This is a genomic window from Sporobacter termitidis DSM 10068 (assembly GCF_900130065.1).
Classification (GTDB): domain Bacteria; phylum Bacillota; class Clostridia; order Oscillospirales; family Oscillospiraceae; genus Sporobacter; species Sporobacter termitidis.
Map to the genome: position 1 here is coordinate 24593 of NZ_FQXV01000009.1, position 12460 is coordinate 37052.

A 12460-nucleotide genomic window follows, 5' to 3' on the forward strand; every position below is an offset into this window, starting at 1 on the left:
CCGCATTTTTCGGCGCGGCGGGCATGCTTTGCCGTCATTTTTCTATTGTCAAACGCAGTTATTTTATGTAAATTAATGTCGGGTAAATTAATCGATGAATTATTGCCGAACCGCGCGCCGGCGGTGCCGCCGGCGTCCTCCGGAAGGCGCAGTTTTGGAGGAACGAATGAAAAAGCTGAAGGAATATGGCCTGTGCGTGGCCGGCGCCCTGCTGGTGGCGGTGGGCGTCTATTTTTTCAAGGTGCCCAACCATTACTCCACCGGCGGCGTTTCCGGCGTGTCGATCATCCTCAGCGGCTATTTTCACCTGTCGTCGGCGGGCACGGTGCTGACGGCGATCAACCTGCTGATGCTGCTCCTCGGCTTTATATTCTGCGGGAAAGAGTGCGGCGTCAAAACCGTCATCGGGACGGTGACGCTTTCGGGGGCGATGCTCCTGCTGGAGAAATTCGTGCCGGTCCCGGCGCCCCTCACAAGCCAGCCCTTCCTGGAGCTCATTTATTCCGTGCTGCTGCCCGCCGTCGGCTCCGCGATTTTGTTCAACATCGGCGGGAGCACGGGCGGGACGGACATCGTGGCCATGCTCCTGAAAAAGCACGCCAGTATCAACATCGGGGCGGCGCTTTTGTACAGCGACGCCGTCATCACGCTGGGGTCATTTCTGTTCGGGGTACAGGCCGGACTGTTCGCGCTCCTGGGCCTCGTGATGAAGGCCACCGTCGTCGACCTTGTAATCGAAAACATCAACCTCTGTAAATGCGTCTCCATCGTGACGGCCCACAAGGACGAGATCAGCGACTACATAAACGGCACCGTGGGGCGCGGCGCGACGGTCATTGAGGCCGAGGGCAGCTATACCCAGGAGCGGAAATACCTGATCATCACGGCCGTCACCCGCCTACAGGCGGCCTCCCTCCGCCGCTTTCTGCGCCAGAACTACCCCGAATCCTTCCTGATGATCACAAACTCCAGCGAAATCATCGGCAAAGGCTTCCGTGGCTTTTAAGCAAATAAATAAAGCGGCCCGGCGCCGGCCGGGCTTTTTCAATGCCGGCGGGGCCGCAGGCCCGTCCGCCAGACACTGTACGCAAAAAAGCGCCCTGCTTGCTGCCGTAAGCAGGGTCCAGCTTGCTTCGGAGCAATAAAAAATATATAATAATGGCAGATTTGCATATGATTATATTTTTATGAAAACAATGGAGTGGATTATGAAAAAGCTATTGTCCCTATTCACCGCATGTCTGCTCGCGATAGCGATGGCGACGCCGGCTCTTGCTGTTGACACCAGTGCGGAACCAGTCACACGGGGTGTATTTGCCGCCTTGATCAATCAGGCGTATAACTTTTTCACAACCGACGGTAAATTATTCAGCGATGCTGGGCTAGAGCACCCCTATGCCTATGAAATGATGGCCGCCAGGCGGGCGGGTTATTTGCAGGGATATCCTGACGGCAGATGTGCTCCGGATACATATATCACCCGGATGGAGGCCGCCGTTATGCTCGACCGGGTCGCCGATCTTCCGCCGTCCGATGCCGGCATACAATTCTCCGATGCCCGGGATATCCCCGGCTGGGCAACCGAAAGCGTTGCCTCGGCTTGTACAAACGGACTTTTTACTGTGAACAAGGACGGGGCCTTTGAGCCCAATAAGCCGCTGACATCAGCGGAGGCGGATCTTGCCATAGCCAAAGCCTCCTCCATCAAGGGCAGGCCGTGGTATAGCAAGCTGATTCAGACAACATCCCATGACGGATTTGAGCTGACAGGCCGGCTATGTCTCCCCGAAGGGGATGAAACGGTAGGCAAGGTGGTGGTGCTCGTCAACGGGACCGGCCCCAGCACTTATGAGACGAAGGGACTCCAGCCGCCCTATCGGTACAAGTACTATGATTATTTTGCCGATCAGTTCGCCGCGGAGCACACGGCTTTTTTCTCATATAACACCAGAGGTGTGCAGCTGACCGAGGAAAATCCCTACTATACCATAAACTGGGATGTCTACGGGACTTACACACCCCAGAATTGTGCCAAGGATGTCGTGACCTTTATTAAGGACATTAAGGATTTCAAAGTGACAAAAGACGCCGAAATCGTTCTATTGGGCTGGAGCGAGGGGGCGATTGTGGCGCCGCTGGCGGCGCTTGAGCCTGACAACGGAATCGACGCGCTGCTGCTGGCCGGATATCCCGACATGAATATGAAAGAAATCCTCGACTGGCAGCTGGACGGGGCGCAGACCTTGTTCTACTATACCATCGCTTTTGATGCCGAAGGCCAAACGTCCATCACCAAGGCGCAGTACGAAGCAGACCCATACGGTGTGATCGGCGTCTCGCCGCTTGTTTACGACATGAGCTTTGACGAGCTTGACGCCAACAAGAACGACGTCATTGACGTTGAGGACTTTGCCGGTCTGCCCCGTGCCCAGCTTCATCAGGCGCTTCTCTCCGCCATTGAGCGCAACGACACCGAATGGATCGTGCAAAACTTCCTGCCTCTGCCGGCAGGCTGGTTCAAGGCCCATTTTGCGCTGGGCAAAACAGGCGATATCCTGACAAAGGTACGGGACATGCCCATTCATATCTTCCAGGGCACTTACGACTTAAACTGCCCGGTCCAGGGCGCATACGATGTCCAGGCGCAATTTAATGCACTGGGCTTGACCAACCTGCAGGTTCATGTGTTCGACGGACTCGATCATAGCCTGGGGTTTGATTACTGGCTGCTGTCGGGCGAAAACAGCGAAGGCTACACGTCCATATTCGACACCGCACGGGGCCTGTAGACCCAGCTTGGACGCTTTCTTTGCCGATCATAATAATAGAAATAAAGTAATAGAGGCTGTCTCCCGACAGCCTCTATTAAACTGTCGACAAAGCCCCCCGGGCTTTGCCGACAAAAAGCTGCATGCAGCTCGCTCAGCCGCTCCCCGCATGAGAAGTGTCATTTCCGACGTACACGCCGCCGGAAATGACGGATTCCATCGTGTTTCCGCCGTGCGCGGCGGAAATTCTGCAAAACTTTTATCTCGAAAATAGGTTTGTCTACAGTCTGATAGAGGCTGTCTCCCGACAGCCTCTATCAGCAAACAGCATCAAGTAAATGCGCATCACCGCAGGGTCTGGAGCACAGCCCCAAGCAGGATCGCCGCAGCGCCCGGGGGTCCGGGGCGCAGCCCCGAGCCGGGTTTGGGGCGCAGCCCCATCAGGGGTCATAGGGGGCGAAGCCCCCTATACCTCTATCGGGCGGGCGGGTGGGCATTTTAGATATGTATGGCCGCCTGGAACCCGCCGTTCGTCGCCGTCGAGATATTGCCGACAGCCTTCGCGTCGCCGACGATGAAGACGTCCGTTTCCGCCGCGCTGTGGCGCAGCGCATCGGCCACGTCCGTGAGCGGGGTCATGCCCAGCGCCAGCAGGACGGTATCGCAGGGATATTCCACGAGCTCTCCCGTGGCCAGGTCCTTGCAGATGATCTTGTCATCCCGGACCTCTTCGAGCCGGTTATTCAGGTGCAGCGGGATGCGCTGCTCCTCCATGATGGCCAGCATCTCGTCGCCGGCGTGCTTGGAGCTCTGGCGGAGGGAAACAAAGTGCTTTTCGGTGTCGAGCATTTCTATGACCGTGACATCCTTGCCCATCTGCTTGAAGTCGATGGCCGCCTCCAGGCCGACGGCGCCGCCGCCGACGATGACGAGCTTATTGCCGACGGGCACCTTGCCCATTTCGGCGTCGGGCGCCCAGTGGACGTGGGGCTTGCTGATGCCGGGAATCTTTGACGGGACGATGGGCTTGGAGCCGACGGCGACAATGATGGCGTCGTAGGCCTCCTTATCGAGAATTTCCTTGCTGGCTTCCGTGTTCATGAGGATTTTTGCCGGATACTTGGTCACCTCGCGGAGGAGCCATTTCAGGTAATCCTGGCAGTCGATCTTGAAGGGCGCGTGGGCCGCCGGGACGACGCTGCCGCCCAGCTGGTTCGTTTTTTCATAAAGCGTCACGTCGTGACCCCGGTCGCAGAGGGCCATCATGGCGTAGAGGCCGGCCGGTCCGCCGCCGACGACGGCGACTTTTTTCTTGACGGGGGCTTTCGGGACAACACCGTCCTTAATTTCTTTAAATACGCCGGAATAGGGGTTGACGGCGCAGTTGAGGGGCCTCGGCGGGAAGAAGCGAGTGCAGGCGTCGCACCGGAGGCAGGGCCTGCGGTCCTCGGGGCGGTTCTGCGCGTACTTCCTGGGCATGTCGGGGTCCGCCATCAGCGGGCGGCACATCGCAACGAAATCGGCCCAGCCGTTGGCGAGAATCTCCTCGCCCAGGTCGAGGCTCGTGATGGAGCCGACGGTGGTGACGAGAAGGTTGGGGAACGCCTTTTTGACGTCCCGGGCGTAATGGACGTTGAAGCCCCTGGGCATCAGGAAGTTCTGGCACCAGTTGCGGTAATATTTAAAGTCAAAGTCGCTGTGGAGGCCGGCGGACACATGGAGAATGTCGATGTGGTCCTGCAGGTACTCGATCATCTTCAGCGTCTCGTCGAAGTGCATGCCCTCCGGAGCGATCTCGTCGGCGGAGATGCGGAACTCGATGACAAAGTTGTTGCCGACCTTTTTGCGGATGGCGTCGCAGACCTCGATGGCAAAGCGGGCGCGCTTCTCGGTCGTCCCGCCGTACTCGTCCTGGCGCTTGTTGTACAGGGGACTCATGAACTGGCTGATGAGATTGCCGTGGCCGCCGTGGATAAGGGCGATGTCCATGCCCGCCTCCTTCATGCGGTAGCAGGCCGAGGCGAACTTATCCACGGTCTCGGCGATCTTCTCATGGGTCATTTCGATGGAGGGGATCGGCGCGCGTCCAAGACGCTTGGCGCGGGATATCTCCGAGGAGGTGATGATCGAAGAGGCGCTGTAGGGCGCGTGGCCGACGGTCTCGAAGGCCGTGTCCTTGCCGTTGTGGTTGACCTCAAAGGAGGCATGGCAGTTGTACTGGGCGGCCATTTCGGCATACCAGCTGAGCGGCAGGACGCACCGGTCCGTACCGAGATCGATCTGGGTCTCCTCGTCGTGGCATTCGTTTTTGTCGACGGTGGCGTTGCCGACGTAGAGGATCGACGTGCCGCCGCGGGCCAGGGGGCGCATCCAGTCCACGAAATCGCGGGACATGGTGCCGTCCTGATTGGCGACGTTGGGGGACGGGGGCGCCAAGGTCACCCTGTTTTTAAAGTCGATACCTCTGATTTTGATCGGTGCAAATACATGCTCGTATTTGGATCCCATATATGTCTGCTTCCTTTCGATTATATTTTCCTGATTCCGATTATATCATTACCGGCGGCGGTAATGCAATTGTTTCAGCGCGCAATGCCTGCCGTTTTGGTATGTGTTCATTCGGTTTTGCGCAGTGCTGGACAAGGTTTATGTTAAATGCTACTATTTGTTTATGCAGGAACGGCCGTTGGCCGCCTCCGCGCCCTTATATGTAACATTTATGCACCCTGCGGTGACGGGGAGATATTCTATCAGGCGGTGAAGCGCATGGACAACATTCTGGACGGACTCAATACCGAGCAGCTGCAGGCCGTGACGGCCACGGAGGGGTTTTACCGCGTCATCGCGGGGGCCGGCTCCGGCAAGACGCGCGCCCTGTCGCACCGCTTTGCGTATCTGGTGAGTGAAATCGGCGCGCTGCCGTCCGGCATCCTCTGCGTCACCTTTACCAATAAAGCGGCCGCCGAGATGAAAAAGCGCATCAGAGCCCTCACCGGCGACAACGACACGGGCTATATCTCCACCTTCCACAGCTTCTGCGTCTCGGTTTTGCAGGAGGACATCAGCGCCGTCCAGTATCCCAAGAGCTTTCTTGTCCTCGACAACGCCGACATCGACGCCATGCTGAAGCTTATCTATGAGGAGCGCGGCCTCACGCTCCGGGACATGACCTTCGGGAAGGCCCGGGACATGATCGAAATGCGCAAGCTCGTGAAAGACCCGGAGTATTACGAGCTCATGATCGCCATGACGCCCGAGGCGCTGCAGGAGAAATATTTAAACGCCGCGGCGGCCGACGACATCATCTTCTGGGGCTACCTTTATCAGGAGAAAAAATGCTTCGGCCTGGACTATAATGATTTGATCAAATACGTGCTGCACATCTTTGACATCGACGCGGCCATCCGGCTGAAATGGCAGCAGCGGCTGGAATACATCATGATCGACGAGTTCCAGGACATCGACGCGCTGCAGTACCGCCTGATGCGGGTCCTCTGCGACTACCACAAAAACCTCTTCATCGTCGGCGACCCGGACCAGACGATCTACACCTGGCGGGGCGCCAGCGTGCGGTATCTGCTGGAGTTCGACAAGGAATTTTCCAATGTCCGGACCATTATGATGATGCGCAATTACCGCTCGACGCCGCAGATCGTGGCCGCGGCCAATGCCCTCATTGCCGCCAACAAAATCCGGGTTGACAAGGACCTGATCCCCACGCTGCCGGACGGCGCGCCCGTCGTCTACCATCACGCCAGGACGGCCGGGGAGGAGGCGCTGTGGATCGCCCATGAGATCAAGGACCTCGCGGACAGGGGCGCCCCGCTCCGGGATATCACAATCCTCTACAGGGCGCATTACCTCTCCCGCACGCTGGAGGAGGTGTTTCTGCGGGAAGAGCTGCCGTACACGATCTTCAGCGGCGTCCAGTTTTTCTCGCGGATGGAGATCAAGGACGCTTTGAGCTACCTGCGGCTCGTCTCCCTCCGTGACGATCTGTCGTTTCTTCGGGTGGCCAACGTCCCGAAGCGCAACCTGGGCCAGCGGCGCATGAAGTTCCTGCAGGACTACGCCGTCCAAAACAGCTGCACGCTGTACGCCGCCTTGGAGCGCACGGTTGACGACGATATTTTCAAGAACACGAAAGCAAAGCGCCTCCTGGCGCTGGTGGAGCGTTTTTCCGCCCTTGTCAGCGAGCTGCCCGTCTCCGAGCTTCTGAGCAAGCTCCTGGACGAGAGCGGCTACGAGGCGCTCCTCCGCACGGAGGGCAGTCAGGAGCGGCTGGACAATCTGGCCGAGCTCAAGCAGTCCGTCCACGACTTTGAAATCAACTGCGGCGAGGAATCGACGCTCGAGAGCTACCTTGCCCACGTGGCGCTCATGACGGCGGGCGACGCCGAGTCCGGCAAAAACGCCGTCAAGCTGATGACCGTCCACACGGCCAAGGGCCTCGAATTTCCTTACGTCTTCCTCTGCGGCCTGATGGAGGGCGTGTTCCCGTCCAAAAAGGTGCTGACCCGGGAGGGCATGGAGGAGGAGCGGCGTTTGTGCTTCGTCGCCTTTACCCGGGCGGAAAAAAGGCTCTGCCTCACCGACGCCGAGGGCCGGAACCTGGACGGCTCCTACCGCTATCCCTCCCGCTTCATCTTTAATGTGGACAGGGCCCTCCTCACCTACACCGGCGAGCTGGACCCCCGCCTCGTCTCCGACACGCGCCTTATGATCGAAAGCAATGAAAAAATGCTGGAGCTGACAGCGGCGGGACCCTCCTTCGGCCCCGGCGACCGCGTCGTGCACAGCATTATGGGCTCGGGTGAAATCGTCGATATCGACAGGGATAAGAACGCCTATCTCGTCAAGTTCGACAGCATCCCCACCCCGCGAAAAATCAGCATGCGCGCCAGGCTGGAACGGGCGCCGTCTCAGGTATAACGCCGTTTTTGCCCCGGCGTATACGTTATGGCAGAGGCATGAGAAAGAAATGGCCGAGGCGCCAATCACGTATGTACACCCCGGGGTTTAAATGATATACTGATTTTACAAAACGTGGCTGAACGCCGGCATCAAAACACAACCGAAATACGCCGGAAATCTCTGCTGTGACGGCTCAGATTTGCCGGCGCTTCTTTATAATAAGGCCGCGCGCCGGGTCCGCCGCCGAAAACGCCGCTTTTTGACCTGCCGTAAAACTGCTTTTGCAACCGGCGGGCCGTAGAATGTGATGAAGGGGGGCTGTGACGATGGATACGGAAGCCTTGAACGATATAAAATGCCGCGCCTGCCCGGTGACGGACGGTGCCGGCAACGAGCTTTTGTACCCGGTGCTGTTTGAGGCGGCCTGGCAGTACATCGAAAAAAATTATCACGGGCTGGACGCCCCCGAGGCCAACATCTACGACTGCCTGACGGCGTCCCTCACCCTGTACGACGCGGACCTGGCCTTTATCCTGGAGCTGGACGAGGAGCTGGAGGCATGTCAGTATCTCTATGTCAAGGCCCGGGAGGGCTTCGACATGGCGGGCCGCGGCCCGGACGAGGCGCTGCTGTTCTCAAACCTTTTTACGGACATCATCCGCAAGGACGAGCAGTTCTGCTTTACCGACGAGGACCTCACAGCGGCCCACCCGGAGGAATATAAATGGCTCCAGGAGCACGGCATAAAAAGCGCTATGGCCGTCCCGTTCAAAACGAGGACGGGGCTTGTGGCCTTTTTCGGCGTCCATAACGCCCGGCGCTTTCTGAACAAAACGAGCTTTCTCACGCTGTCCACAAAGGCGCTGGCCAACGAAATCAGGGCGCTCCGGATGTCGCAGCTGCAAAACCCCTCCCGGTACTACTCCCCGGAGCTGGCCGACGACGACGTGGTGATCAAGCTGTTCGGCGGCTTCGATATCTACACGAATCTGGGCAGCCTGAGCTTTTCCGACATTTCCTCCGTCCAGTGCAGCCGTTTTCTTTTATACCTTTTAAAAAACAGGAGCAGGACGATCCCGGTCCGGGAGATCGCGGATGTGCTGTGGCCGGACCAGCTCATCGACAACCCGTACGGCATGGTCAAGGGCGTGGCGTTCCGGGTGCGGAAGATTCTCGACAGCGTCTGCCCCCAGAAGCTCGTTGTGGCCAGGGCCGGCACGTACGCTGTAAACGACGCTCTGACGCTCATCATCGACGCGGAGGAGTTCGACCAGCTCTGCGACAGGGTCCATTCCTCCAAGCTGTCCGCCGTCGACAGGCAGATCATTTATGAAAAGATTCTCCGGGTTTATAAGGGCGACATGCTGCCGGGCTACGAGTCGGAGATATGGCTCATGGGCTGGGTCGGGTATTACCAGATCAAATACCTGGAGCTTTTAAAGGAATATCTCGCGCTTTTGCAGGAGACGGCGCAGTACGGCAAGATATTCGAGGCTGTTTCCAACGTCCTGAGCATCTGCTACGACGACGGCGAGGTCTACGCCTTTCTCATCGGCGCGCTGGTCAGCCTGAACAAGCTGGAGCTGGCCAAAAGCTATTACATGCGTGTGGAAAAGCTGCTGTCTCCGGAGAAGCGGAAAGAATTCATCGACGTCTGGAATGAGAGTAAAAAATAAAAATTAACGATATGAGTCAAAGGAGCGGTCTTATGAAATACCCACGGCCCAAGTATCTCGATCCCGCCGTCCCCACCGGGAAGGTTCCGGTCATGTTCAGCGACGCCGTTGTCGACGTGCCCCGGTTCGACACGCCCATCACGCCGCTGCAGAACTTCGAGCGCGCCATTACGCGAAAAGACCCCCTCTGGGTGCCCAACACGCTGACCGATTATCAGACCCTGATGTTTCAGGACCTGGGCATCGGCGCGCAGATCGGCGCCGATTTCCACCGGAAGACCACCGAGGACTACGATTTTACCGACTGGTTCGGCGTCCCGCTGACCTGGGTGGTCTCCGCCGGCGGCGCCACGAACACGCCCGACACCCATCTCCTGGAGGACATCACCGAGTGGGAAAAGGTCATCAAGTTCCCCGTCCTCAGCAACTGGGACTGGAAAACGAAGGCCGACGCGTTCATGAAAAATGACTACGACCCGAAAAAGGTTTTACATATCGACCTGCACAACGGCTGCATCCAGCGGCTTATCGCGGTCCTGGGCGGCTATACGGAGGGCATGTTTGCCCTGTCGCTGGAGCCGGAGGCCGTCCGTGCCTTCTTTGAGCGCCTGGCCGACCACATGATTGAGCTGGTCGACCTCTTGTGCAGCCTGTACCCGGTGAACCTCATGACCATCCACGACGACTGGGGCACGGAGAAGGACACCTTCTTCTCGCCGAAAATGATGGAGGAGCTGGTGTTTGAGCCCACGAAGCGCATCATCAGCCATGTTCGGGGGAAGGGCGTCCACTTTATGCTGCACTCCTGCGGCAACATCACCCGCTTCATCCCGTACATGATCGACATGGGCGCCGAGCTCCTGCAGATTCAGCGGCGGGCCGTCGACATTCCGGCGATGAAGATAAAGTACGGCGGCAAAATCGGCTTCAACACCGGCATGGAGGGCCTGGAGCCCGGCACGGCGCTGCCAAAGGAGGAGCTGCTCCAGAAGATCAGGAATTCCGTGGACATCTACGGCAAGAGCGGCGGCTTTACCGCCAACCTCTTCGAGCGGGACCCCGAGCTCCTGTGGGATTCCGTCACCGAGCTGTACGCCTACAGCCGCGAGTTTTACGACAAGGAACAGGGCCGGTAAAAGGCCCTGCCCCAACTGAAAAATCCCCGAAAGGTCCCGGGCATACGGCAGACCTTTCGGGGATTTTTTACGAAAAAGAGCGGCGCCTTCAGGCTGTCTGGTTTTTAAGCTCGATCCTGTTGTCCCCGATGCGGACGGCGATGACGCTGTCTATATCTATTGTGGAAGCTGCGTACCAAATCAATTCGTAAGGTTCCCCCGGAGCAGAGCTCGAACTGCTTATGGCTTGTAGCTCGATATTGCCCTTTTTTGTCTCAAGAATTGTTTTGACGCTATGAGGAGCAAGCCAGTCGTTATTCTCCCCACCGTATCCGGTTAGCGTCATACCAAATGGATTTATTTTCAGTACCACATCCTTCAGCTGCACTTTACCGACGGTGATATCGGCTTTGACTTCGCGTGCCAGATGTTGAAGGCTGTCGAAGTTGACATCCAGCTTCCATTCTCCGGAAATAACATCCCACACAGAGCCCTTGAAGCAGAGCGTGTAACCGTCCAGCGTCGCAGTATCGACGGCAAAGTAATACTCCATGAAGTCATATGCGCCTTGTTGCACCGTATGGATAGGGTGAAGCTGCGCGTCTGTCTTAAAACCTGTTACGCCTGGACCGTTATCAACAATAATGTTCCCGCCGGCATCCAATAGGTACGGCTGTATTTTGTTAGCATCCATAAATCTGTCCACACCCGCGGGCTGGGCGAACTGCACCGCGAGATACCCGTGATTTATCCCGATCGCAGAAACCCAAGCCGATTTCGTCCCGGGGATGTCAGCAAGATGACCCGGCGTCAATTGTTCCGTGGGCGCCTGTTTGGGGTCCGAATACGGCTGGCCGATATGCTCGCCCTGTTTGGCCGCTTTAGCGAGGTCAATCCCCATGCGGATTTCGCCCAAGTCCGTCCCTCCGTAGAGCAGGCCGTTCATCTTCAACGAAAGCGATTGCCCGTCGAAGGTGCCGGTCGAGCCCAGACGGATTTGATACGCCGCGATACCGGTCTCCTTATCAAAATATATCTGTTCAGCGGACATGCTCACGCCTGTCGAGTCAAGGTCGATTCCCATATCCTCCGTCACCCTGCCGAGATGCTCCGTGTCCTCCAGCGTCACATAGAGGATCGCCATATCGCCGGAGCTCTCCGCCGCGACGGCCGTGACCTTGATTCCCTGGGAGATTGTGCTCTGCTCAATGGGCTTGACAGCGTCTCCAAAGGGCGGATTGGCTTTTTTCAGCAGCCAGTCGAAGCCGCCGAGCGACGCGGCGGCCGCGGTGAGTCCAAGTACGGCGACGACGGCGGCAGCAACGATCAGAACTCGCATGGGTTTACATCTTGTTTTGGGGTTTGCCGTACCGACGTCGAGCTTATGCCGGATTCCAGACATCAAATCCGGTATCGCCAGTTCAAGATCCAATACATCAAGCGCATCGGAGATAAATTTTTCATCCTTGTCAAAACTTATCATTCAAAATGCCTCACTTTCCGTTTCATTTAAGTACTCCGCCAGCTTCTTCTTTGCCCGCTCGTACCGCTTGCGCACCGCGGGCTCCGACAGACGCAGACGTCCGGCAAGCTCTTCGTAGCTGAGCGACTCGGTAATCCGCGCGAGCAGGATCGCCCGCTCTTCATCCGTCAGCCGGCGAAGCGCGCGAATGACGGCGGGACTGTATCCGGCGTCGAAGTTTTGTTCGGCGGCAAGCGTGTCTTCATGCAGCTCCTGGAAGGACACCGTCTTGCGCCGGCGCATACAGTCAATGCTTTTGTTATAAGCGATCTTATACAGCCATGCCGATTCGTTCTCCCCGTCGAAGCGGGCTTGTCCCCGGTAGGCGGCAATGAATACATCCTGGACGATATCCTCCGCCTCGTGATAGTCGCACAGCAGGGTGTATACATAACGGAACAGCTTCGGACCGTAGCACCGGACCGCTTCCTCCAGATTAAATTCATTCAACAACAGTTCGTCTCC

General features: G+C 57.7%; 8 protein-coding genes and 1 pseudogene. 6 read left to right on the forward strand and 3 right to left on the reverse strand.

All coding sequences use genetic code 11. The features are described 5' to 3' along the window. Positions 1 to 166 precede the first annotated feature (166 nt). The 3 genes and pseudogenes from BUB60_RS12730 (at position 167) to BUB60_RS12735 (ending at position 2789) form a co-directional block, all read left to right on the forward strand. Positions 167 to 1006: a YitT family protein gene (locus BUB60_RS12730; RefSeq protein ID WP_159435416.1), complete on the forward strand. Its 840-nt coding sequence runs from the start codon at positions 167 to 169 to the stop codon at positions 1004 to 1006. Positions 1007 to 1256: 250 nt separating this feature from the next. Then, a pseudogene (locus BUB60_RS20870) lies at positions 1257 to 1484 on the forward strand (S-layer homology domain-containing protein); the annotation flags it as partial. Between the two features lie 15 nt (positions 1485 to 1499). Beyond that, the gene (locus BUB60_RS12735) at positions 1500 to 2789 is read left to right on the forward strand and encodes an S-layer homology domain-containing protein (RefSeq protein WP_242941203.1); all 1290 of its coding nucleotides are present in this window, start codon (positions 1500 to 1502) and stop codon (positions 2787 to 2789) included. A 477-nt stretch (positions 2790 to 3266) separates the two neighbouring features. Here BUB60_RS12735 and BUB60_RS12740 read toward each other — a convergent pair whose 3' ends face one another. Next, on the reverse strand, positions 3267 to 5276 hold the full coding sequence (locus BUB60_RS12740) for an oxidoreductase (RefSeq protein ID WP_073079663.1): 2010 nt from the start codon (positions 5274 to 5276) through the stop codon (positions 3267 to 3269). Between the two features lie 258 nt (positions 5277 to 5534). Between BUB60_RS12740 and BUB60_RS12745 the strand changes: the two genes are divergently transcribed. The 3 genes from BUB60_RS12745 (at position 5535) to BUB60_RS12755 (ending at position 10494) form a co-directional block, all read left to right on the forward strand. Next, the gene (locus BUB60_RS12745) at positions 5535 to 7700 is read left to right on the forward strand and encodes an ATP-dependent helicase (protein WP_073079665.1); all 2166 of its coding nucleotides are present in this window, start codon (positions 5535 to 5537) and stop codon (positions 7698 to 7700) included. Between the two features lie 308 nt (positions 7701 to 8008). Further along, complete coding sequence (locus tag BUB60_RS12750; RefSeq protein ID WP_073079667.1) at positions 8009 to 9358, forward strand: AfsR/SARP family transcriptional regulator; 1350 nt, start codon at positions 8009 to 8011, stop codon at positions 9356 to 9358. Between the two features lie 32 nt (positions 9359 to 9390). Further along, the gene (locus BUB60_RS12755) at positions 9391 to 10494 is read left to right on the forward strand and encodes a uroporphyrinogen decarboxylase family protein (protein ID WP_073079669.1); all 1104 of its coding nucleotides are present in this window, start codon (positions 9391 to 9393) and stop codon (positions 10492 to 10494) included. Positions 10495 to 10582: 88 nt separating this feature from the next. On the opposite strand, the gene BUB60_RS12760 is transcribed toward BUB60_RS12755, so the two are convergent. Further along, positions 10583 to 11956 carry a hypothetical protein gene (locus BUB60_RS12760; RefSeq protein ID WP_073079671.1) on the reverse strand — a complete coding sequence of 458 codons (1374 nt, stop codon included), beginning with the start codon at positions 11954 to 11956 and terminating at the stop codon, positions 10583 to 10585. After that, entirely contained in the window at positions 11957 to 12448 is a 492-nt protein-coding gene (locus BUB60_RS12765; protein WP_200796632.1) for an RNA polymerase sigma factor, read from the reverse strand. It abuts the gene before it with no gap. Between the last annotated feature and the right edge of the window lie 12 nt (positions 12449 to 12460).